Annotated in this window: 20 protein-coding genes; 6 read left to right on the forward strand and 14 right to left on the reverse strand. The window is 66.6% G+C overall.

Features of this window, described 5'->3' with window-relative positions:
• Nucleotide 1 precedes the first annotated feature (1 nt).
• The 3 genes from ACTIFP_RS15650 to ACTIFP_RS15660 are packed head-to-tail and all read left to right on the forward strand — an operon-like array spanning nucleotide 2 to nucleotide 5267.
• Nucleotides 2–1150 (forward strand): efflux RND transporter periplasmic adaptor subunit, encoded by a 1149-nt coding sequence (locus ACTIFP_RS15650; RefSeq protein WP_439569639.1) that lies wholly within the window; start codon nucleotides 2–4, stop codon nucleotides 1148–1150.
• 3 nt (nucleotides 1151–1153) lie between these two features.
• Nucleotides 1154–4363: an efflux RND transporter permease subunit gene (locus ACTIFP_RS15655; protein ID WP_439569640.1), complete on the forward strand. Its 3210-nt coding sequence runs from the start codon at nucleotides 1154–1156 to the stop codon at nucleotides 4361–4363.
• Nucleotides 4344–5267, forward strand: coding sequence for a cation diffusion facilitator family transporter (locus tag ACTIFP_RS15660; protein ID WP_439569641.1), 924 nt, complete (start codon nucleotides 4344–4346; stop codon nucleotides 5265–5267). Before ACTIFP_RS15655 ends, ACTIFP_RS15660 begins: the two co-directional genes overlap by 20 nt.
• Nucleotides 5268–5279: 12 nt before the next feature.
• On the opposite strand, the gene ACTIFP_RS15665 is transcribed toward ACTIFP_RS15660, so the two are convergent.
• Nucleotides 5280–5453: a hypothetical protein gene (locus tag ACTIFP_RS15665; RefSeq protein WP_439569642.1), complete on the reverse strand. Its 174-nt coding sequence runs from the start codon at nucleotides 5451–5453 to the stop codon at nucleotides 5280–5282.
• A gap of 12 nt (nucleotides 5454–5465) precedes the next feature.
• Between ACTIFP_RS15665 and ACTIFP_RS15670 the strand changes: the two genes are divergently transcribed.
• Complete coding sequence (locus ACTIFP_RS15670; protein ID WP_439569643.1) at nucleotides 5466–6056, forward strand: hypothetical protein; 591 nt, start codon at nucleotides 5466–5468, stop codon at nucleotides 6054–6056.
• A 32-nt stretch (nucleotides 6057–6088) separates the two neighbouring features.
• Here ACTIFP_RS15670 and ACTIFP_RS15675 read toward each other — a convergent pair whose 3' ends face one another.
• The gene (locus ACTIFP_RS15675) at nucleotides 6089–6409 is read right to left on the reverse strand and encodes a DUF736 domain-containing protein (RefSeq protein ID WP_439569644.1); all 321 of its coding nucleotides are present in this window, start codon (nucleotides 6407–6409) and stop codon (nucleotides 6089–6091) included.
• 332 nt (nucleotides 6410–6741) lie between these two features.
• Here ACTIFP_RS15675 and ACTIFP_RS15680 point away from each other — a divergent pair, with 332 nt between their 5' ends.
• On the forward strand, nucleotides 6742–7017 hold the full coding sequence (locus ACTIFP_RS15680) for a DUF7662 domain-containing protein (RefSeq protein WP_439569645.1): 276 nt from the start codon (nucleotides 6742–6744) through the stop codon (nucleotides 7015–7017).
• Nucleotides 7018–7195: 178 nt separating this feature from the next.
• On the opposite strand, the gene ACTIFP_RS15685 is transcribed toward ACTIFP_RS15680, so the two are convergent.
• The 11 genes from ACTIFP_RS15685 to ACTIFP_RS15735 form a co-directional block, all read right to left on the reverse strand.
• Nucleotides 7196–7993, reverse strand: a complete 798-nt coding sequence (locus tag ACTIFP_RS15685; RefSeq protein WP_439569646.1) for a sulfite exporter TauE/SafE family protein — start codon at nucleotides 7991–7993, stop codon at nucleotides 7196–7198.
• Nucleotides 7990–9570: a TIGR01244 family sulfur transferase gene (locus tag ACTIFP_RS15690; protein WP_439569647.1), complete on the reverse strand. Its 1581-nt coding sequence runs from the start codon at nucleotides 9568–9570 to the stop codon at nucleotides 7990–7992. The genes ACTIFP_RS15685 and ACTIFP_RS15690 overlap by 4 nt, the downstream gene beginning before the upstream one ends.
• Nucleotides 9571–9600: 30 nt before the next feature.
• On the reverse strand, nucleotides 9601–10530 hold the full coding sequence (locus ACTIFP_RS15695) for an MBL fold metallo-hydrolase (protein ID WP_439569648.1): 930 nt from the start codon (nucleotides 10528–10530) through the stop codon (nucleotides 9601–9603).
• On the reverse strand, nucleotides 10527–11399 hold the full coding sequence (locus tag ACTIFP_RS15700) for a creatininase family protein (RefSeq protein ID WP_439569649.1): 873 nt from the start codon (nucleotides 11397–11399) through the stop codon (nucleotides 10527–10529). Before ACTIFP_RS15700 ends, ACTIFP_RS15695 begins: the two co-directional genes overlap by 4 nt.
• Nucleotides 11386–13509: a M14 family metallopeptidase gene (locus ACTIFP_RS15705; RefSeq protein WP_439569650.1), complete on the reverse strand. Its 2124-nt coding sequence runs from the start codon at nucleotides 13507–13509 to the stop codon at nucleotides 11386–11388. Before ACTIFP_RS15705 ends, ACTIFP_RS15700 begins: the two co-directional genes overlap by 14 nt.
• A 32-nt stretch (nucleotides 13510–13541) precedes the next feature.
• A complete protein-coding gene (locus ACTIFP_RS15710) occupies nucleotides 13542–14849 on the reverse strand; it encodes an MFS transporter (RefSeq protein WP_439569651.1) in 1308 nt (435 codons plus the stop codon).
• Nucleotides 14850–14890: 41 nt separating this feature from the next.
• Nucleotides 14891–16348, reverse strand: a complete 1458-nt coding sequence (locus tag ACTIFP_RS15715) for an amidohydrolase family protein (RefSeq protein WP_439569652.1) — start codon at nucleotides 16346–16348, stop codon at nucleotides 14891–14893.
• Between the two features lie 67 nt (nucleotides 16349–16415).
• Nucleotides 16416–17378 (reverse strand): polysaccharide deacetylase family protein, encoded by a 963-nt coding sequence (locus tag ACTIFP_RS15720; RefSeq protein WP_439569653.1) that lies wholly within the window; start codon nucleotides 17376–17378, stop codon nucleotides 16416–16418.
• A gap of 13 nt (nucleotides 17379–17391) precedes the next feature.
• The gene (locus ACTIFP_RS15725) at nucleotides 17392–18150 is read right to left on the reverse strand and encodes an SDR family NAD(P)-dependent oxidoreductase (protein ID WP_439569654.1); all 759 of its coding nucleotides are present in this window, start codon (nucleotides 18148–18150) and stop codon (nucleotides 17392–17394) included.
• Nucleotides 18134–19162, reverse strand: a complete 1029-nt coding sequence (locus tag ACTIFP_RS15730) for a ketopantoate reductase family protein (RefSeq protein ID WP_439569655.1) — start codon at nucleotides 19160–19162, stop codon at nucleotides 18134–18136. Before ACTIFP_RS15730 ends, ACTIFP_RS15725 begins: the two co-directional genes overlap by 17 nt.
• On the reverse strand, nucleotides 19159–19926 hold the full coding sequence (locus ACTIFP_RS15735) for an IclR family transcriptional regulator (protein ID WP_439569656.1): 768 nt from the start codon (nucleotides 19924–19926) through the stop codon (nucleotides 19159–19161). The genes ACTIFP_RS15730 and ACTIFP_RS15735 overlap by 4 nt, the downstream gene beginning before the upstream one ends.
• Before the next feature lie 101 nt (nucleotides 19927–20027).
• Here ACTIFP_RS15735 and ACTIFP_RS15740 point away from each other — a divergent pair, with 101 nt between their 5' ends.
• A complete protein-coding gene (locus ACTIFP_RS15740) occupies nucleotides 20028–21146 on the forward strand; it encodes a M20 family metallopeptidase (protein WP_439569657.1) in 1119 nt (372 codons plus the stop codon).
• 116 nt (nucleotides 21147–21262) lie between these two features.
• Here ACTIFP_RS15740 and ACTIFP_RS15745 read toward each other — a convergent pair whose 3' ends face one another.
• Nucleotides 21263–23062 (reverse strand): amidohydrolase family protein, encoded by a 1800-nt coding sequence (locus ACTIFP_RS15745; RefSeq protein ID WP_439569658.1) that lies wholly within the window; start codon nucleotides 23060–23062, stop codon nucleotides 21263–21265.
• Nucleotides 23063–23265 lie beyond the last annotated feature (203 nt).

A 23265-nucleotide genomic window follows, 5' to 3' on the forward strand; every position in this document is an offset into this window, starting at 1 on the left:
CATGACTTTCAACAAGAACCGAAAGCTAATGTTGGCTACTGCCCTGCCGCTGTTCCTCGCAGCATGCGGCAGCAGCGAGAGCGCCAAGCCCGCCGAAGAGCAAGGCGAAGGAGAAGCTGGCCACGCGGAGCAAGGCCATATCGAATTGACGAACGAACAGATCAAAGTGGCCGGGATCGCGCTTGGTCGCCCGACGACGGGCAGTGCGGGCGCGCTTCAGTTGCCCGCCACCATCGAAGGCGACCCGCAAGCGACGCAGGCGGTGTCGGCGGCCATCGGCGGGCGTGTCGTCGCCCTCAACCGCAATCTCGGACAAAGCGTAGGTCGTGGGCAGACGCTCGCGATCATCGAAAGCCGCGAAGCGGCGCAGCTTCAGGGTGAGGTCCAGGCCACACGCGCCCGGTTGGCGCTCGCCAACTCCAACCTCGCACGCGAAGAGCGGTTGTACGCACAGCGCGTTTCGCCCGAACAGGATGTGATCGCGGCGCGCACCGCAGCGACCGAAGCTCGGATCGCCTACCAGCTTGCGCAGCAGCAGGTCTCGGCTGCCGGCGGCGGCGGCGGTCAGCTCAACCGGATCGCGATTGCCGCGCCGATCTCGGGGCAGGTCATCGCGCGCAGCGCCGTGCTTGGCCAGACGGTGCCGGCCGACGCCGAGCTTTATCGCATCGCCAACCTGTCCAGCGTGTCGCTGTCGCTGAACCTCCAACCCGCCGACGCCGGACGAATCCGCCCCGGCGCCATCGTCTCGGTCAGCGCGCCGGGACGTCAAGCCAGCGGCAAGATCAGTTTCGTGTCGCCAGCCCTCGATCCGGCCACGAAGCTCGTGCCGGCCATCGCCATCCTCGACAATCGCTCCGGACAGTGGCGCGTCGGCGAAGCGGTAACCGCCTCGGTCGCTCTCACGGCGGGCGGCGGCGACGCCTCGATCAGTGTTCCCTCAACTGCAATTCAGACCGTTGAGGGCAAGAGCGTCGTGTTCGTCCGCACCAAGGATGGTTTCGAAGCCGTTCCCGTTGTCCTCGGCGACCGCGCCGGCGCCAATGTGATCGTCCGCTCGGGCCTCAAGGGCAGCGAACAGATCGCGATCACCAACAGCTTCGCGCTCAAAGCCGAGATCGGCAAGGGCGAAGCAGGCGATGAGGACTAAGCCATGATCGCCCATATCGTCACCTGGGCGGTCGAGAAGCGCTGGCTTGTCGTCCTGCTCACCACCGTTGCCGCCATCATCGGGGCCACCGCGCTGTCGCGCCTCCCGATCGACGCGGTTCCCGACATCACCAACAACCAGATCCAGATCAACGTGCGCGCGCCGGCGCTGTCGCCCGAACTTGTCGAGAAACAGGTCGCCTTCCCGATCGAGACCGCGCTCGCCGGTATTCCCGGCCTCGATCATACGCGATCGCTGAGCCGCAACGGGTTCGCGCAGGTCACCGCCGTCTTCGACGATTCTACCGATATCTATTTTGCGCGGCAGCAGGTCGGCGAGCGCCTGACCGAAGCGAGCGAGGCGATCCCGGACGGCGTTCGACCCGAGATGGGGCCGATCGCGACCGGCCTTGGCGACGTCTATATGTGGACGGTGCGGATCGCGCACCGAAAGGATGATGCGCACAAGGCTGGAGAGCCCGGCCTCCAGCCCGACGGCAGCTATGTGACCCCCGAAGGCGAACGGCTCGTCAACGAGGCCGACAAATCGACCTATTTGCGCACAACGCAGGACTGGATCGTAACGCCGCTGATCAAAACCGTTCCCGGCGTCGCGGGCGTCGATGCGATCGGGGGATATTCGAAGCAATATTTGGTCGTTCCCGACGTCCAGCGGCTCGCCGCGCTCGAACTCAGCCTCACCGATCTCGCCGAAGCCCTCGAACGCAACAATACCGCCGTCGGCGGCGGGGTCGTCGAGCGAAATGGCGAAGGGCTCGCGGTCCGCTCCGACGCGCTGGTCCGCGATACCGCCGAACTCTCGCGCATCGTCATCGCGACCCGCGCCGGCGTGCCGATCACGCTCGACCAGGTCGCGACGGTTCGCACCGGACAGGCCGTCCGCATGGGCTCGGCATCGGAGAATGGCACCGAGGTCGTCGTCGGCACCGCCGTCATGCGCATCGGCGGGAACAGCCGCACCGTCGCGACCGCGGTCGCCGACCGGCTCAACGAGGTCAATGCTTCGCTTCCGCCCGATATCGTCATCGAGCCTGCGCTCGATCGCACCAAGCTCGTCAATTCGACGATCTGGACGGTGGGCAAGAATCTGACCGAGGGCGCTTTGCTCGTCATCGTCGTGCTCTTTCTCCTGCTTGGTAATTTTCGGGCGGCGCTGATCGCGGCGCTCGTCATTCCGATCACCGTACTGCTCACCAGTTTCGGTATGCTGCGCGCTGGCGTGTCGGCCAACCTGATGAGCCTAGGCGCACTCGACTTCGGGCTCATCGTCGATGGCGCGGTCATCATCGTCGAAAATGCGCTCAGGCGCATGGCCGACCTGCAGCATCGTCACGGCCGCGTTCTTACCATCCAGGAGCGTCTTGCGACCGTTGCCTCAGCGGCGCGCGAGATGGTGCGCCCTTCCGTTTATGGCCAGGCGATCATCATCCTCGTCTATGTTCCGCTGCTCACGCTGAGCGGGGTCGAGGGCAAGACCTTCATCCCCATGGCGCTGACGGTCATCATCGCGCTCGGCTTCGCTTTCATTCTCTCGCTTACCTTCGTTCCCGCCGCGATCGCCATCTGGCTCTCGAAGCGCGTCGAAGAAAAGGAGGGCCGCATCATGAGCTGGCTCAAACAGCGCTATAAGCCGGGCCTCGACCGGGCGATGAGCAAGCCCAAGCTCACGCTCGGTGCCGGTATCGGCGGATTCATCGTGGCCATCCTCGCCTTCTTTTCGCTCGGACAGGTATTCCTGCCGCAGCTCGACGAAGGGGATCTCCTCATCCAGGCGTTCCGCGTCCCCTCGACGTCGGTGGAGCAAAGCCAGGCAATGCAGGGGCCGATTGAACGAATGCTCTCGAAGCAGCCCGAGGTCGCGATCGTCTTCTCGAAGACGGGGACGGCGGACCTCGCGTCCGATCCGATGCCGCCCAATGCGACCGACAATTTCGTAATCCTCAAGCCCCGAAAGGAATGGCCTGACCCAAGCCTTGCCAAGGCCGAACTCGTCGAACGGCTGGAAAAGGAGCTGAACAAGATTCCGGGCAATGCCTATGAGATCACGCAACCGATCCAGATGCGCTTCAACGAACTCATCGCGGGCGTGCGCGGTGACATCGCGATCAAGGTCTATGGCGACGACTTCGACGCGATGAACGCCACCGCACAGGAGATCGCCGCCACCCTCCGAAAAACCGAGGGCGCGAGCGATGTGCGTGTCGAAGAGACCGAAGGGCTTTCGATGCTCGACATTCGTGCGAACCGCGACGCGATGGCGCGTCTCGGCGTGACCGCATGGGACGTGCAGGACGTCGTCACCGCGACGATCGGCGGCCGCGAGGCGGGCACGATCTTCGAGGGCGATCGGCGTTTCCCGGTCGTCATCCGGCTGTCGGACGCGCAGCGCGCCGACCTGTCGGTGCTCGAACAGGTCCAAGTCCCGGTCGCGGGCGGAGCATTCGTACCGCTCGCGAGCGTAGCGGATATTCGCATCGTCGAGGGGCCGAACCAGATCAGCCGCGAGAATGGCAAGCGGCGCGTCGTCGTGCAGGCCAATGTCCGCGGCCGGGCGATCTCGGATGTGGTTGCGGATGCGAAAGCGGGTATTGCGAAGGATGTCCGCCTGCCCGCCGGCAGTTATCTCGAATGGGGCGGCCAGTTCGAGAATCTGGCGTCGGCGCGCGATCGGCTCCAACTCGTCGTCCCCGCCTGCTTCGTATTGATCCTGCTACTCCTCTATGGCGCGCTGCGCTCGTCGCGCGACGCGGCGATCGTCTTCACCGGGGTTCCGCTGGCACTTATCGGCGGCGTGCTCGCGCTGTTCCTCCGGGGTATGGACTTCTCGATCTCCGCGGCGGTCGGCTTCATAGCGCTGTCGGGGATCGCGGTGCTCAACGGGCTCGTGATGGTGTCGTCGATCCAGGAGCTGATGCGCTCGGGCATGGAACGGGCCGAAGCCGCGCGGCAAGGCGCCCTTATGCGCTTGCGCCCTGTGGTGATGACCGCGCTCGTCGCGAGTCTTGGCTTCGTTCCGATGGCGCTTGCGACCGGCGCCGGCGCCGAAGTGCAGAAGCCGCTCGCGACGGTCGTGATCGGGGGACTGATCTCGGCGACTTTGCTCACCCTTTTCGTGCTTCCGACCCTCTACGCGCGCTATGGTGACCGGCGCGCGCAGAAGGATGAAAGGATCGATGATGGCGCACTCGCATAGTCACGACGACAGCGGCCATTCGGGGCACGATCATATGGCGGGCGCCAACAGCCGAAGCCTGACGATCGCGCTGGGCCTGACTGGCACTTTCCTTGTCGCCGAACTGGTGGGGGCGTGGCTGTTCAACAGCCTCGCCCTCCTCTCCGATGCCGCGCACATGTTTACCGATGCAGCGGCGCTCGCCATCGCGCTTGCCGCCATCCGCATCGGTCGACGCCCCGCCGACGACAAGCGGACCTATGGCTACCGCCGCTTCGAGATTCTCGCCGCGGCCTTCAACGCTCTGCTACTGTTCGCGGTCGCCGCCTATGTTCTCTACGAAGGGATCAAGCGCTTCGTCGAGCCGCAGGAGGTCCAGTCTCTCGGCATGCTGGCGGTCGCAGCGGTGGGACTGATCATCAACCTAATATCCATGCGCGTACTAGCGGGCGGCAAGGACGAGAGCCTCAACGTCAAGGGCGCCTATCTCGAGGTCTGGGCCGACATGCTCGGCTCGCTCGGGGTCATCGGCGCGGCGATCCTTATCTATTTCACGAACTGGAGCTGGGTCGATCCCATCGTCGCGATCGCGATCGGCCTCTGGGTGCTGCCGCGAACCTGGATCCTGCTCCGCGACACGACGAACATCCTGCTGCAAGGCGTGCCGCGCGGCGTCGATCTTGGCGCTGTTCGCGCGCGCATTGCCGCCGTGGAGGGCGTGGCGGAAGTCCATCACCTCCATCTCTGGTCGATCGCAGGGAGCGACCTGAGCCTGACGGCACATGTCGTCCTGAAGCCGGGGAGTGATGCGGATCCCGTCCGGCTGGTAGTATCGGACGCTTTGCACGAGGAGTTCAATATCTCACACGCAACATTGCAGATGGAGTCCGACGGTGGGCAATGTGCCGAGCCGGAACACCACTAGCCGGGATGCGGGCTAGCGCCGCGCCCGATACAGTGAAATCGAGCCAGTGGGGGTCGGGATCACCCTAACTTCCTCGACATCGCGAAATTTCGCATCGCGAAGGATTTCGGGAACGCAGCCGCGCGCATTCGGTTCGGTGAGCTCGAAACCATCGATCATCTGCACCTGCCGGAAGAGCGCCCGCATCAGGAGGGCGCGTTGCTCGCCATAGTCCGCGATGAAAAGTTCGCCGCCGGGCTTCAGCAGCCGCCACATCTGACGGACGATCGCCTCTTTCACTTCCATTGGGCATTGATGGAGCACATCGTCGGAGCGGTGGTCGGAGCAATCGTCTGGGCCATGCATTCTGCGAACCCGACGCCGCTGGCCAAAGCGGGCGCCGATGTGGTCGAACATTGCCATATCGAACAGATCGATATCGTCACGATTGATCAGCGGACCGTGATCATGGACGAAGCTTCCGCGCAGGACGTTCGCGAGGCCGAAAGGCGCCAACGTGAGATACCGCGCCTCACAGACGAGCGCGAAATGCCCTTGCTCATGGCGCCTGAAGTCAGGAAGTTCTCGCTCGAGGTCGAACGTGGGATCATCACCGGATCGATCGATTATGCGGCTGGCGAGCTTCATTTTCGACCGGATGGTTATCGCTATTTTGTCCCGGTCGCTTTCGGCCGCGGGACATTCCAGCAACAGACATTGAAGCCCGGCCGATACCGGATCAGCGGGACGTTGGAGACGCAGGATGGCTATCCTGACGAAATCCTGGTCCGCAGTGCCGACCCCATTTAGGCGGCCCCGCCCGGAGGCGGGGCCGGAGGCAATCAGCTCGGCGGATTCCAGATGATGACCTTCTTCATCGGGTCGTCGCCGGGCGCATTGGCGATGTTGCCATAGATCGTCCCGAATTCGGGAGCCGAGAGCGACACCGACACATATTCGGCGCCGGTGTTCTGCGAAAAACGCTTCCAGCCGGCGCCGAGCTCGAAGCCATTCTTGCGGCTGACGATCCGGTAGTCGGGCTCACTGTCCTTCGCCTTGCGGCCGTTGGGGATGATCGCGATCTGCGCGGTGACGTTGAGGGTGGCGAGCGTGCCTTCGAAGCTGCCGTCCGCCTTGACGGTGAGATTGGCGATGGTGGCCATGATTTAGACTCCTTGGGTTGATCGGGACTATCCCGATGACGCCCGCTCTACGGGCCGGGAGCCGCCGTCACCGGAGCGCAGCGGAGGGCGAACCCCTGACAAGGGGTTGACGGCACAAGGCGATCCGAGCCCGGTAGGAAGGCGACAAGAAGGGATGGACGACCGATCCAAGAGCCTGGCGGCGGCCGCCTGCGAACGTGACGGCACGGGGACTGGTGGCATGTGATAGGGCTTCGCACTACAAGTCGGACCACGCACACCGTATCTGCTGCGGGGAGGCGCGAACATCTGGACTCCAGGCTCGCCACCACCAATGTTGTGGAGACGCCGTTATGGGAAAATATGATGCGCTTGGCACATTTCTGAGACGGTGGAAGGTTCGCAACGATGTTGATGGCGTCGAACTGAGCTTCGCGCAGATCGAGGGCATCATCCGCGGCGGCCTGCCGCGCGGGGCGGCCGACGCGCAATGGTGGCGCGCGGACGGTCAGCCGGGGTCTCCGCATCGGCGAGCATGGATCGAAGCAGGGTTCGAGGCGACGGCGGACCTATGCACGGAACGGGTGTATTTCCGGCGGCAGAAAAATGGTCTCCACCGCGTGGATTGATGGCCGGTCTCCCTGGAACAGGATGATAGCTGCCCGTTACCCCAAGATTTGGTCGGCCCGCGATCCGACCAGCATCGGCCTCACACAGATGGGGATAGAGACGCAGCGAGCCGAAGAGGCGCGCCTCGAAAGCGCCCCCCCCACTTCGGCGGCGGCATGGCGCCGGGCGACATGAACATCAAACGCCGGCGGCGCTCAGGAGAGCGGTCGCGCTCCGGACGAGCATATAGGCCGCGACGACGAAAATGAGACCCGCGAAGATCGCCGTCAAGCCGCCCCGGCTCGAGAGCGTCCGCGCCGCCCGCGTCCCGGCGACGCCCCCGAACAGCCCGCCAGCGATGAAAATCCCAGCGAGCCGCCAATCGACCAACCCCGACGCGGCATAGCTCAGCGCGGTAGTGAGTCCGAAGGCGGTGACTGCGACGAGGCTCGTGCCGACCGCGTTGAGGATCGGCATTTTTGTCGACGCGATCAACCCGGGTACGATCAGGAAGCCGCCTCCGATGCCGAAGAAGCCTGAAAATCCGCCGGTCCCAAGGCCATAGCCGAGCACCTTGGGTGCGTTGTGTCGATTGCAGGCGGCGCCTTCAATCCCGGGATTGTTCCGTCCGCGCAGCATCAGCACGCCGACGACAAGCATCAGCAGCGCGAACAGGAAGAGCAATTTCTGCCCGTCGATCGCCTTGCCGACCGTCGAGCCCGCGAGAGCGCCCACGATACCGCTGCCCGCATAGAGAAAACCGCAGCGCCATTTGACCGTCCCGGCGCGCGCGTGCTGCGCGAGCCCCGACGCGGCGTTGGCGGCGACCGCGAGCGCACTCGTTCCGATCGCGACATGCGGGCTCGCGACGCCGACGAGATAGACCATCAGCGGCACCGCGAGAATCGACCCGCCGCCACCGATGAGCCCGAGGGTGAAGCCAACGATCCCGCCCGACAGAGCGCCCAGCAGATACTGGATCGTGTCGAGCGTCACCCGCCCTCGCCGATCCGGGCGGGCGCCGCGAGCCACTCGCGGCCGCGCAGCATGCCGTGCCAGTAGAGCGGCGGCAGGATCTTCGCCTTGAGCAGCCACGAGAGGCGCGACGGCCGCGTCCCGTCGATCAGCCATTTGGGGAAGGTCGGCAGCAGCTTTCCGCCATAGCCGAATTCGGCGAGTATGATCTTGCCCGCCTCGACGGTAAGCGGGCAACTCCCATAGCCATCATAGGCCGCCACCGGCGCGGCGCCATCGAGCGCCGCGAGCGCGTTCAACGCGACGACGGGCGCCTGCTTGCGCGCCGCCGCCGCGGTCTTGGCGTTGGTGGTCGCCGCGACATCGCCCAGCGCGAAGACATTGGCGTAGACGGGATGCCGCAGCGTCGCCTCATCGACCGCGACGAAACCCGAGGGCGCCGCGAGCGGGCTCGATGCGATGAAATCGGGCGCGACCTGTGGCGGCACGACATGAATCATGTCGAAACGCTCCTCGACGCGGCGAACCGTGTGGCCGCGGCGCTGCTCGAACAGCGCGACCTTCGCCGCGCCGTCGATCGACACGAGACGCGATTCGAGCTGCAGGTCGATGCCGTAGCGCGCGATATAGGCCTCAAGCGCCGGGACATAGGCCGCGACGCCGAACAGTGACGGCGTCGCCGTATGAAATTGAACATCGGCCTGTCCAAGCACCCCCGCGCGCTCCCAGCGGTGGCACGACAGATACATCGCCTTTTGCGGCGCACCCGCGCATTTGATCGGCATCGGTGGCTGGGTGAACAGCGCCCGCCCGCCGCGGAAGCGGCGTACGAGCCGGTCGGTATAGGGCGCGAGGTCGTAGCGATAGTTGGACGTGACGCCGTCCGAGCCGAGCGCCGCAGCGAGCCCTGGAATCGTGTCCCAGTCGAGTTTGAGCCCCGGACAGACGACCAGCGCGCGGTAACCGATCACACGCCCGTCGGCGAGCGTCACCCGGTCGCTAGCGGGGTCGAAGGACGCAGCCGCGCCGCGGACCCACTCTGCACCGTCGGGGATCAGACCCGCCTCACCGCGCCGCGTCTCCTCGGCCGCGAAGATGCCGCCGCCGACCATCGTCCATCCGGGCTGGTAATAATGATCCTCGCTCGGTTCGACGATCGCGAGCGACACACCCGGACGGCGGCGCAATATGCTCGCGGCGGTCGCGATCCCCGCGCTGCCGCCGCCGATCACGACGATGTCGTAGCGCGCGACGGCGCCATCGGCACCGCGCGCGGCGGCCATTTCGGCCAGTTGCTCGGAGCGGGCGCCCGACCGGCAATAGGCAAGCACGGGTGCCGGAAGGTCGGCAAGCGCACGCGCCATCGCGGCCGCATCGCCTTCGTCTATCGTTCCCGATACGACCGGAATATGCACGAAACGAAGGCCATGCGCCTCGGCCGCTGCCGCGACCGTCGAAGCCGGTGGCTGGCCCGGCTCCTCGCCATCGGGGCGATTGCAGACGATCGCGCGAAAACCCGACGCGGCGAGCGCGGCAACGTCCGCCGGAGCGATCTGCGGCGACACGCTAAGGGCCGGGGTCAGGGTTCTGATGGTCATAATCTCTCCGTTCGTAAGGGTCGCTGGCGCTCAAAGCCGGTCGATCGGGATCTTGAGATAGGCGACGCCATTGTCCTCCGCAGGCGGCAGCCGTCCCGCGCGCATGTTGACCTGCACCGCCGGCAACAGCAGCGCGGGCATCGAGAGCCCGGCGTCGCGCGCCCGGCGTCGCGCGACGAATTCCTCCTCGGTAATGCCGTCGCGCGCGTGGACGTTGGCGCTGCGCTGCTCGGCGACGGTCGTCTCCCAGCGATGTTCGGTCCGTCCGGCGGTCAGATAGTCGTGACAAAGGAAGAGCGGCGTATCGCCAGGAAGCTCGAGGATGCGGCGCAGCGAGCGAAACAATTGCGCCGCATCGCCGCCTGGAAAGTCGGCGCGCGCCGAGCCGTAATCGGGCATGAACATCGTATCGCCGACGAAGACGACGTCGCCGATCGCATAGGCGACGCACGCAGGCGTGTGACCGGGGACATGGAGCACCGTGACCGGCAACTCGCCGATCGCAAAATGCTCACCGTCGGACCAGAGGTGGCCGAAATCCGAGCCATCGCGGCGAAACTCGGGTCCGGCGTTGAAGATGTCGCCGAACACCGCCTGGACGTCGCGGATATGTTCGCCGATCGCGATCGTCCCGCCGAGGCTCTCCGCGAGCCGGGGCGCCGCCGAGAGATGATCGGCGTGCGCGTGGGTTTCGAGCAGCCAGTCGATGCCGATGCCCGCATCGCGCACATAGGCGATGATCGCCTCGGCCGACGCGGTCAACGTCCGCCCCGAGGCGGCGTCATAGTCGAGGACGCTGTCGATCACCGCCCCGCGCATTGTGGCGGGGTCGTGGACGACATAGCTGATCGTCGAGGTGGTCGGATCGAAGAAGGCGCGCACCGCAGCCGCACCTTTCGGCGAGGCGAGCAACTGCGCCCGTGCCGCGGCCAGTGCCGCATCGTCTCCGGGAGCGGTCATGCGGCAAGCGGACCGAGATGTGGGCGCGCCGGATCGCAGCGCCGGAAATGCACGGTGAAGTCGGCGACCGCGCTAACGAGCCATTCCGAGAAGCGCGCACCCGCCTCGGCGGAGGCGAGCGTGGGATCGCCCTGACCGACCCCGTTCGAGGCAACTTCGGTAACGTCGAGCGGAAATGCCACCTCGAACTCGCCGAACGTCGCGCCTGCAAACTGACTGGTTGTAGGGAGGCCGAAGGCGCTCGACCGCATCGCCGGCCGCGCCGCGCCCATCCGCATCAGCTCGGGGGTCAAATGCAGTCCCACCGAGGTGACCGGATCTGCGCCATGCCCGCGCGCCCGCGCGCTGGCAGTGCCGTGCACCTGCTCCCAGAGGCTATCGGGGATCATTCGCCACAGGTTGAGCGAGGCGATCATGATGCCGCGCTCGCGGCGAAGCTTTTGCGCGACCTGCGCGATCAGCGGCGCGTTGGTCGAATGGCCGTTGCAGATGATGATATGGCTGAGGCCATGGTCGAGGAAGGCGATGACCATATCCTCGAGCAGCATCGTGAAGGTCGCCGCGCGGAGCTGGACCCCGCCCGCCGCGCCGCGGAAGAAATCGGCATGGCCGAAGGGCAGCACCGGGGCGCAGATTGCGCCCGCGCGCTCGGCGGCGGCGAGCGCGAGCCGTTCGGCAAGCACATAATCGCCCATCGGCGCGTGCGGCCCCTGCTGTTCCTGGCTACCTAGCGGGAGCAGGATCGGCGGATTGTCGGAAAGCCGCGCCTGGAACTCGGGCCAGCTCAGATCCTGGAGCGCGTGCGCGCGCTTCGCAGGCGCAGGCGCCGCGTCTCGCACGGCGGCCGTGCCGACATCAACGCTGGCCATGACCAGCACCCAGATAGATGGCGTTGAACAGGAGCTTGAACGCACCGTGCGTCTGCGCGCGCAGCGCGACCTCCGGGCCAATCAGGATGACGCGGCCCTTGCCGCGATCGACCTCGACGATGGCCGCAGCGCCGTCGAGCCTTTCGAGACCACCCGCGGGCGTGGCGGCCGCACGCTCGACGTCGAGCCCGAGTTCGGCGGCGCTCGCCTCGACGATGCGCGTCGCCGCGGCGCTCGCAGGCACCCAAAGCGCGCCCGGCTCGGCGCCGGCACCCGCGACCGCGACCGGCTGCGAAAGCCAGGAGACCGGCTGGCCGGCCTTCAACAGGCGGTTCGAGAGGATGAAGCTGTTGTTCGCCCCGTGTCCGACAAGATAGCCCGCCTTGCCTTCGCCGACGATGCGCCCGGGGCGATTGGCGAGGATGGTCGAGACCCGTTCCGACGGCACGTCGAGCGCATCGAGAACGCGTTCGAAGCTCACGCCCATCTGGAAAGCAGGCGTATAGCCCGTCGCGTCAGCGGGCGGGATCGGCGGACCGCCCGGATATTCGAAATTCTCCGGATAATCCTGCGGCTCGAACATATCGAGAATGTGCGGGCGATACGCCTGCGCGGCGCACACAAAATAGGTTCCCGCGGGATATTGCTTGCCGTTCGCGGCGAAAGGCGCGCCAGCGCGGTCGACATCGACCCCGAGCTTGATCAGCGCGTTGAGGAAGCGGATCGCGGTCGGATAGTCGCGCTGGCCGGGATCGATGACATAGGCGCGCGCATCACGGTTCGCCGGATTCTTCATGACCGCATCGTAGAAGCGCGGCTCGATCGAACCGCTGCCGCGCGTCCGTGTCGCGACGGGTTTGGCGCCGGTCGCTGCCGAGGCGGCGTGCATCTCGGCGATCCGCGTCGGGGTCATCGTCCAGCTATCCTCGCTGCCGCGCGCGATGCTGTTCGCGCCCATGCGATAGATGTTGAAGAGCAGCTTCTCGCGGTTCGCGGCGGCATAGCTCAGCACCGCGCGGTTGATCGTCATGCTATATTCGAGCGACTGACCGATATGCCATTTCTGCGGTGCGATCGGCGCGGGCTGGTTGTTGCCGGGAAGCTGGCGCTCGGGAACGAGTTCGATGTCGATCGGCACCGGCTTGCCGATCGTCTCGGTGAGAATGCCGATCGCATTGTGGAAATAGGAGATCGAGCGAAGATTGCCATTATACCAGGTGTCGTAATGCGCCCCGTCGCGCGACGTACCGCCGCGCTTGCCGTCGGCGAGCAGCCGCGACTGCATCGCCGCGCCCACCTCTTCGAGGCTCGTCATCACGAGCGGGTCGAAGTTGAAGTTGAAGGGGTCGCGGAACGGCGGAATGAAGACGACGGTGCCCGCGGGGCCGGTCTGATGCTGGTTGAGCACGACTTGCGGCCGCCAGTCGCGGAACAGTACGCGGGTTATATTCTGCGTCTCGGGCATCTCGGCCATGTAGAAGTCGCGATTGTTATCGTGGCCGACATAGGGGTGGTAGAGCTTGGGCAAGCTCTCGAAGCCCGCCTCGCGCTTCGCCGGATCCTTGATCCGCATGTACCAATTGGCGACCAGTTCCTGGCCGTCGGGATTGTTCGCGACGAACAGGATGATGACATTGTCGCGGATGCGCTTCGCCTCGGCGTCGTCGCTGTTCACTAGGTCATAGACCTGCTGGATGATCGCCGAATGGGTGAGCGTCTCGCTGGCATGGATCCCGCCGTCGACCCAGATCACCGCCTTGCCCTCGGCGGCGAGCGTGCGCGCCTGCTCGTCGGTCAGCCCTTCGGCGCGGCCGAGCCGCTCGGAAATATCCTTATACTTGTCGAGCATCGCGAGATTTTCGGGCGAGGAAACGATCGCCATGAGCTGGCGGCGCTTCTCGACCGTCGGGCCGATGTCGATGAGCTTGATGCGGTCGCTGACCTCGGCGAGCCGCTTCCAGTAGGTCGCGGTCTCGCTGTAGCTCGCGACATAGCGGTCCTCGCCCATATCGTGCCCGAGCACCTCCTTCGGTGTCGGGACCGGCCCGGCGATCGCGGCGCTCGTCGTCATCAGCCACGCGAAGGCGGCGGCGGCAGCCAGTCGTTTCATAAATCGGGACCCTCTTGGTTGGTAGTTGGCGGCTAGCGATCGAGCGCGGTGGCCTGATCGGGCGCTTTCAAGCGAAGCAGGAAGACGAGCGTCAGCGCGGCGGCCGACATGACGTAGAAGGCGGGCGAGGCGAGCGCTCCCGTCTGCTGGATGAGCAAGGTCGCGATGAAGGGCGCGAAGCCGCCGAACAGCATCACTGCGCCATTATAGCCGACCGATAGCGCCGAATAACGCACCCGCGTCGGAAGCAGCTCGCAGAGAAAGGTCGGCGCGCAGCCGCTGTAGAGGCCGCTCAGGATTGCCGCGGTGATCGCGGTCGCGTAGATCGTCCAAGGCGCCTGGAAGGTCGCCATCGCATGGAAGAGCGGGAAGACGAGCAGGAGGAAGCCCGTCGCACTCGCGACCAGAAACGGCTTGCGGCCATAGCGGTCCGACAAATGCCCTGCGAGCGGGATGACCGCTATGTTGACCAGCGTTCCTGCGGTTATCGCGAGCAGCACCGTGCCGCGCTCGATGTGCAGGAGCTCGGTCGCATAGCTGATGAGGAAGGCGCCGAAGGTATAGCCCGCGACGCACCAGATGATCGCGACGCCGAAGACATTGGCGACCGCGCCGCGGTGACTTGCAAGCACTTCGCGCATCGGGCTCACCGACCGGTCCTCGCTCGCAGCGCGGTAGCGCGGCGTCTCGCGGACGCTTCGGCGCAGGTAGAAACCGACCGGCGCGACGAGGAAACCGAGGAGGAACGGAATGCGCCAGCCCCATTCGACCATTTGCTGCTCGGTGAGGAGCGCATTGAGCGCCAGCGACGTGCCGAGCGCCGAGAGGATCGCGAGGCTGGTGCTGAGCTGCTGGAGCGCGCCGTAGAAGCCGCGCCGGTGCGGCGGCGCATATTCGACGAGGAAGGTGGTCGCCCCGCCCCATTCGCCGCCCGCGGCAAAGCCCTGGAGAAGGCGGCAGACGACGAGCAGGATCGGCGCCGCGATCCCGATCGCGGTATAGGGCGGAATGAGCCCGGTCGCGCCGGTCGCGCCCGCCATGAGCAGCATGGTGAAGACCAGCGCGGTCTTGCGGCCGTGGAGATCGCCGAAATGGCCAAGCACCATGCCGCCGACGGGACGCATGATGAAGCCGACGCCATAGGTCGCGAAGCTCGACAGGATGATCGTCACCGGATCGGCCTCGGGGAACATCGCATGCCCGATCTGGGCGGCGAAATAGCCGTAGATGATGAAATCGAAAAGCTCGAACCAGTTGCCGATCATCGCCGAGCCGAGCGCGCGCGCCGTCTCGCGCCGCGTGGGTTCGATGCGCTCTTCTGCCGTGACGATCGCGTCCATCCCGGTCGTGTCCTAGCGCACAAAGGCTGACAGGCGGCGTGTCACTTCACGTCGGCCGGGGGCGAAGGTTTGGCGAGCGGCTGCGAGACATGACGCGGGGTCACGAGCTGGCCGCCTTCGATCAGCCACTGGCCGTCCTTGATGACATCCTCGACCTTCGCGAGGTCGTCGAGATTCTCGTCTGGCCGCCCATTAACGATGATGATGTCGGCGAGCTTGCCGGGTTCGATGCTGCCAAGCTCGTCGCCCATGTCGAGGAGCTGCGCATTGACGATCGTCCCCGCCTTGAGCGCGTCGGTCACCGAATAGCCGCCACGCACGAACCATTTGAGCTCGGCAATATAGCTGTTCGGGACCATCAGGCTCGCATCGCCGATCGTGTCGGTGCCGATGCCCATCACGATGCCCGCGGCCTTCATTTTCTTGAACTCGTCGAAATTGCCCTGGCTCGTCATCGTGAAGCGGCGCGAGGTCGAGCCGTAGAAACCGCCGGCGCGGTCGAGCAGATTCTGGTAAACCTGCAGCGTCGGCACTGCGGCGATCTTCTTCTTCGCCATCTTGGCGATCGCGGCGTCCGAGCGCGGCAGCGGATGCTCGATCATGTCGATGCCCGCATCGACCGCCATCTCGGTGTAGATGGTCTCGCAGTCGCAGGTGACCTTGAGGCCGAGAAGATGGGCTTCCTCGATGGCGGCGCGGACCTCGTCGGGCGCGAAATGGCTCGCGATCTTGATGACGCTCGCGCCTTCCTTGAATGCCTTGCGCACCATGCCGCGCCACGCGTCGGGTCCATCGACCTCCTTGGCATAATCGGGACCGTGGCTCGGGATCGAGGGACGCTCGGTCGCATGGCCGCCGGTGCCGGTGATGATCCAGCCCGCGGCGAAGACGCGCGGCGCCGGGATCATCCCCGCCGCGCTCCATTCGCTGAGCAGGAAGGGCGCGTTGCTGACGCCGTTGAGGTCGCGCACCGAGGTGAAGCCGGACTCGAGGAAGTAGCGAAGATTGCGCTGACCGCGAAGCGTCCCCGCGCCCTCGCTGCCCTGCTCGTCGAACGGCGACGCGCGGTCGGGGTAGGTGACGTGCGTGTGCATGTCGATAAGACCCGGCATCACCGTCTTGCCCGCGGCATCGATGATCCGCGCGTCGGCGCCCCAGCCGGTCGCATCGGGCGGCAGGATCGCCTTGATGCGATTGCCCTGGATGACGATGGTCGCGGGGCGAACACCGCCGCTCACCGCGTCGAACAGGCGCCCGCCGCGAATGACGAGCTCGGGACCAGTCTCGGCAACGGGTTTGCGCGGAATACGGACGGGATCGTCGCTCGTCCGCGCATCCGGTGCGAGGAACGGACGGCGATCGTTGAGCTTGGGAACCGGGGCACCCGATGGCGACTGACCCGAAGCGGCCGGGACGGTGAGGGCAAGCAGAGCCGCTGCGGCCGTGGCGCCGAGACAAGTCCTCGCAAGGGACGGCGTGAAGGACAGTTTCGCTTTCATGGCAGGCAGCGGCTCCTTTGAAGTGAGGACGGGCACTTGATTCGGCCTGAAGGCCCGCCCTCGTGGGTTAAGACGCAGCCGGGCGGGGCGACCCCACCAGGCAATTTTCACTTCGTGCGATTTCTGCGCCATCGACAGCGGCAGCCATGCGCGCATGAGCGACGATATCGCGGTGGGTCGCGAACCAGGCGCCGCGTGCGCCGGCATGGCGCAGCAGCTCGTCGAGGATCCAGATGCGCGAGCGCGCCGCGATGATATGCGGATGGAGTGTGAGCTGGAACAGGCCCCCCGCTTCGCAGGCGGCGTCGAGCTCGCGCCGGAAGATATCGAACACGTCGGTGGGTGCGAGATACGGCCGCGCCGATCCGAAGCGGTCCATCAGGAAATAAGGCGCATCGTCGCGGATCCATTCGACGGGGAGCTCGGCGACGCCGCATTCTTCGCCATCGAGGAGCAGTTCGTGGCAATCCTCGTCGGCCATGAGCGAGCTGTCATAGGCGAGCCCCATGTCGCGGATCGTGGCGAGCGTGCCCGGCCCGAAATCCCACGACGGTGTGCGGATGCCGACCGCGCGTTCGCCGCAGACCGCCTCGATCGTGTCGGCGGATCGCAACATCAGTTCGCGTTCGACCGCTTCGGGCAGAACCGAATTGCGCTCGTGGATCCAGCCGTGAAGACCGATCTCATGGCCCTCGGCAACGACGCGGCGCTGTTCTTCGGGATGGAGCAACGCCGCGACCGCGGGCACGTAGAAACTCGCCGGCACGCCATGGCGTGCGAGCAGGTCCAATATCCGGGGCACACCGACGCGCGCGCCATATTCGCCCCAGCTCAGCCGCGAGATCGATCGCCCGCCATCGCGCAGTTCGTTGGTTTCATGATCGCTGTCGAACGAGATCGCGACCGCGAACCCCTTGCCGCCGGGCCATGTCGCCGGCGCGAGCCGGCGGCCCGCGCGCACGCGGTTCACGCGCGCGCGCCATTCGGCCTCTTCCCATTGCCAGGGCTCGCGCGACGTCTCCTCGGTCATATCGCTCGCTCCTTCACCGGATGCCGCCGTCGACGGTCAATATCTGCCCCGTCACGAACCCCGCCCAGTCCGAGGCAAGGAACAGCGCCGCGCGCGCTATGTCCTCCGCGCCGCCAAGCCGGCGCATCGCGATGCCGCCGAGAATATCCGCCTGCCGCTCTGCGCCATAAGCGTCCCACTGGCGGCGCGTCGCCTCGCCGGTGAGCACGAGTCCGGGTGCGATGGCATTGACCCGGATGCCCTGCGGTCCGAGTTCGTGCGCGAGCTGCCGGGTCAGTCCGAGAAGAGCGTGCTTCGCGGCGCAATAGGCCTGGATGCCGGTGAGCGATGCGCGCAGCGACGCGCCCGAGCAGATATTCACGATCGCGCCCGATCGCGCCGCCGCCATATGCCGTGTGGCAGCGCGCGACAGCGCCATCGCCGCGTTGAGATTGATGTCGAGGACAATATCCCAGTCGGCATCGGACAGCGTCTCGAAGGACTGGTGCTGCTGGCCGGCGACGCCGCCCGCGTTGTTGACGAGGATATCGATGCTCCCCGCCTCGCCGGCGACCGCCTCGATCCAGTCCGCCGCCGCCGCGCGGTCGCGAAGATCGACCACCGCGCAGCCGATGCCCATCGCGACCAGCGCCTCAAAGCCAGCGGGATCGAGGTCGCATCCATACACCCTGGCGCCCTGCTCGCGAAAAGCCTCTGCAATCGCGACGCCAAAGGCCGATCCGACGCCGCTGACGGCGACGGTGCGACCCGCAAGATCAGACAACGAGGGCATCGGTGAGCTCCGCGAGATGGACGTCGTCCTGGACCGCCGCGCCAGTCTCGATCCGATGGATGAGCGCGATCAGCCCCGACAGGGCGGGCGTGGCGATACCGCGCGCGGCCGCGATGTCCGCGACCATGCCGAGCTGCGCATCGACCTCGGTCTTGCGGCGGTGAACGGCGAGATCGCGCCAGACGCCCGAATGCGGCTTGGCGCCGCCACGGTAGAAGTCGGCGATCGCGCGAATGCTCGCGGCGCTCTCGGCGGCGCGCGACCGCGGCCCGAACGCATCGGGGTCGAACCCGTTGAATCCGGCGGGCTCGACGCCTTCGGCGCGCGCCGTCCGGATCGCCTCTCCCGCGAGTTTGCGCCAAAGCGGAAGCAGTTCGGGGCGGTCGAGCGTCGCGGCGATGCCTGCCGTCGCGGTCGCCTCGCCGAAGAGCAGCGCGGCATAAGCGAGCTTGCCCCAGATGAAGGCCCAGATGTCGGGGGTGGCGATCACATCGGGTTCGAAATCGCCGAGCAAGCGGAAGAGCTCGCCGAGGCGAACGGTCGTCCGTCCGTCCCATTCGCCGAGCGCCACCGCGCCGCGGTTGCCGAGCATGATCCTGCCGTGACCGGTCCGGTCGGCCCCGAAATTGACGAAGCCGACGACGACGCGGTCGCGCCCGAGCACATCGGCGGCAAGGCGCGCCGCGAGCCCGTTCTGCAAGGTGAGCACGCAGCCGTTGTCGGCAAGATGCGGCGCGATCATCGTCGCAGCGGCGGCGGTGTGGTGCGCCTTCACGCAAATCATGACCTTGTCCCATCGCCCCGCAAGCTCATCGGGACGCCAGGCGCGCACCGGGCCCGCCCGCGAGCGGACCGGACCTTCGATGACGAGACCGCGCTCGGGGTCGCGAAGCGCCGCGACATGATCCCCGTCCATGTCGACGAATTCGACATCATGGCCCGCATCGACGAGCGCTGCGCCGACCGCGCCGCCGACCGCGCCCGCACCGCAGACGAGGACGCGCCCGCTCATGCGGCGCCGCGATTGTCGAGGCGCGCCGCAATGACCGAGGCCGCAGCGCGCAGCGCGTCTGCTATCGCCTCTTCCTTGCCGACGAAGCGCGGCGAGATGCAGCCCGCGTTGACCGCACCGACAACGCTGCCATCGGCGAGCCGGATCGGCACCGCCGCGCCGGTCCCGCCAAGCGCATATTCCTCGGCAACGACCGATATGCCCTCGCGCGCCGCCTCGTCGATCCGCGCCTCGATCGCGGCGCGGTCGGTCAGGCTGTGCGGAGTGACCGCCACCGGATCGATACGGTCGAGAAAGCGCGCGCGCGCCTCGGGCAGCATCTGCGCGAGGAGGACGCGGCCGATCGCGGTGCAATAGGCGGGCAATTCCTTCCCGAGGTCGATGTCGTATCGGATATTTTCGTAGGTCACCGCCTTGGCGAGGAGCCGCACCATCCCCTTTTCGGTGAGCGTGGCGAGAATTGCAGTCTCGCCGATGGCGTCGGCCAGCTCGCGCAGCACCGGCTCGGCGACCGCAACGAGCCGCGCTGCCTGCCCGCCCCAGCCGAAACCGCCACGGCGGAAATTCTCGTTGAGGCGGTAGCGATCGCCCTCGCCGCGGACGGCATAGCCGCGGCCCGTGAGCGTGCGCAGCAGCATCAAGGTGCTGCTCTTTGGCGCGCCGAGCCGCTCACACGCTTCGGCGAGCGACAGCCCGTCCTCGGCGCCCGCGAGCAGTTCGAGAAGGTCGAGGACGCGCGATGCGGAGCGAACGCTATCGTTCATATATGTGAACTTGATTTGTCATGTTGAACGAGATGACAGCAACGCCTATGAGTCGTCAAGCCCTTCGGCCGGGCATCGACTCAGCAGCAAGAAGGCCCATCATGACATCAGACGAACAAGCGGTCGCGACGCTCAGCCAATGGCTCGCGCTCGAAAGCCCCACCCACGACACAGCCGCGGTCAACGCCATGCAGGACATGATCCTCGCCGAAGTCGCCGAGGAATCGGTCACGGTCGAGCGCATCCCCGGACGCGACGGGCTCGGCGATTGCGCGGTGCTACACGCCGGGCCGGAAAATGACCGCCCCGGCATTCTCGTCGTCACCCACGTCGATACCGTTCACCCGGTCGGCACGCTCGCGAGCGCGCTTCCGGTCCGCCGCGACGGCGATAAGCTCTACGGTCCGGGTGCCTACGACATGAAGGGCGGCATTTATCTGGCGCTCATAGCGTTTCGCAACGCCGCGCGCCTCGGCGCCGCGATCGGGCGACCGATCCGCTTCCTCCTCTCGCCCGACGAGGAGATCGGCAGCCCGACCACGCGTGCGCTCGTCGAAGACCTCGGCCGCCGGTCGAGCCATGTGCTCGTGATGGAACCCGCGCGGCCCGGCGGCGCGGCGGTTACCGCGCGAAAGGGTGTCGGCTGGTTCGACGTCGAGGTCGAAGGCCGCCCCGCGCACGCAGGATCGCGCCACCAGGACGGACGCAGCGCGATCCGCGAGGCGGCAAGGCAGATCCTCAAGGTTGAGGATATGACCGACTATGACCGCGGCACGACCGTGACGGTGAGCAAGGTCGGCGGCGGCACCGCGATCAATGTCGTGCCGCACCAGTGCCGCTTCGCGGTCGATGTGCGGATCACCAATGCTGCCGAGGGCGAGCGGATGGAGCGCGCGATCCTCGGGCTCGAGGCAATCGGACCCGATGTCGCACTCAAGGTGGGCGGCGGGATCAACCGCCCCGCCTATGAACGCAGCGAAGGCGTCGCCAAGCTCTTCGAGACGGCGCGGACAGAAGCCGCGGCGCTCGGCTTCGAGCTCGCCGAGGTGCCGATGGTCGGCGGCGGCTCCGACGGCAATTTCACCGCCGCGCTCGGCATCCCGACGCTCGACGGCCTTGGGGTCGATGGCGACGGCGCGCATACACTCGACGAATATTGCCTGATCTCGTCGATCGAGCCCCGGCGCCAGCTCGTCGAACGGCTCCTCCAGACGCTCTGACCGAAAAGACCCGCAGCGGACCGCGATGCCGGTGCGGGGGTCACCGCGGCGCGCACGCATTCGAGCACAGGCCGCGCACGGGAGAGCCCGTCACAACCGAAGCGGTGAGCGCCGCGTCAGTAGAAGCCGAGATTGTCGATTTCGCCCCAGGCGCTCGCGCCGGCATCGCGCTGGACGACGACCCCGACCTGTACCAGATCGTCGCCGCGCCAGGACGGCGCATCGCCGCGGCCCGGACGGGTCGCGACGAGCGCGGCAAACGGCACGCGTAGCTCGGACCAGCCTTCCTTCGCCTCGATCGGCGCGGTGAATTCGCCGGCGAGCGTGTTGACGACGAGGAGATAGCGGCCGGCGCCGCGCATATCGAGCCGGACGCCCGCGAACTTGCGCGCATCGACCGGACGCACCGAACCGCGGCTCAAGGGGACGAGAACGCCGCCCTCGGGCTTGTCCTTGAGCGACATCTGTACCGCAAACGCGAGCGCCGTGCCGTCGCCGCCTGCGTGCGTGACGCGGTTGGAGACCACCGACGAGCGCTCGACGCCGCCATCCATGTCGGTGAGGCGGAGCGTGTCGAGCGAGCTGCGCCCATCGGGACGCTCGAAATCGTCGATCAGCGCGGCAGCAGGCGATGCGGGCAACGTGGTGGCGAGATTGCCCGCGGGCGGCTTGACGCCGCCGCCATGGACGAGCTTACCGTCGACATATACGCGGTCGATCTTCTCGACGTCGCCGATCGTCTCCCAGGGCTTGCCGTCGATGAGGACGAGGTCGGCGCGCTTGCCCTTCTCGATCGTGCCGCGGTCGCCCGCAAGGCCGAGCGCGAGCGCGCTGTTCGACGTGCCAGCGAGGAGCGCCGCCTTGGGCGTCAGGCCGGCCGCGACGAGCAGCTCCATTTCCTGGAGCGTCGAGACGCCATGCTTCGCGCCGCCGATACCAGCGTCGGTCCCGACCGCGATCGTTACGCCGGCCGCGTAGAGGTTGCGGACATTCTCTTCGGCGAAGCCATATTTGCGGATGCGCTGCCGCGTCGCGGCATCGTCCTTGCGCCCGGGTCCCATCTCGTCGGGCTTCAACTGATAGATGGCGAGCGTCGGGGCATAGAAGGTGCCCGCCTTCTTGATCTGAGCGATCGCGTCGGCGTCGAGCACCGCATCCTGGATGCTGTGCGCGATGACATCGACCCCGGCCTGCGCCGCGAGCTTGCCGCGCTCGACCGTCACCGTGTGGGTGAGCACGCGCTGGCCATGCTTGTGCGCCTCGTCGGCGAGCGCGGCGAGCGTCTCGACATTCATCGAGGTTTCTTCGGGGAGCTGCCCATAGCGCCAGCCGTCGGCGAACGCCTTGATATAATCAGGGCGGTAGGGCTGGAGCGCCTGCACCTCGCGCCGCGCGCTCTCAGCGGTCGCAACCCATTTGGTGGTGTTGGTGTCGCCCCAGTCGGCGCCGTGACCGCCCGGCGTGCTCATGCGCGCGACGAAATTGACGTGCGGCGCATAGATTTCGGCGAGCCAGGCGCGGCGCGGCGCGAAGGCCTCGGGCTGCTGGTGGAAGTCGTTCACCGTCGTCACGCCGCTCGCGAGATAGGCGTTGGCGATCTGCGGCAGCGTCCCGGGCGAACCCGACGGCGACCAATGGGTATGAACATCGATGAAGCCGGGAAGCAGCGCCTTGCCGTCGGCGCGCACGACTTTCGCCCCCTTGGGAACCTTGACGTCGGCACCGACCGCTTCGATCCGGCCGCCGCGCACGATAACCGTGCCGCGATAAGGATCCTTGCCGGTCGCATCGAAGATCGTCGCGCCGGTGATCGCGACGACGTCCCCGCCCGGTTCGGCAAGCACCGACTGGCCCGCCCAGCCAAGACCGGCGGCGATTGCCGTTCCCGCTACGAGCATCTTCCGAAAACTGGCCATGCGCGTCTCCTCGATTGTCTGATTGTCACCCTGACTTGCTTTGACGCAGCAGTGGCGGATCTCCCCACCAACCCGTTCGGTCGGCGCCCGCCATGTCGAAACAAAATGCGCTTGTCGACCGCATTGCTGCTGCGGAACCTCGCCGCGCCTGCGTCTCTGCATCCTGTACGCCCCCGCCGGGGCGAAGCCGGAACGGGACAGTC

Origin of the sequence: Sphingopyxis sp. (assembly GCF_051861155.1) — a bacterium.
Classification (GTDB): Bacteria; Pseudomonadota; Alphaproteobacteria; order Sphingomonadales; family Sphingomonadaceae; genus Sphingopyxis.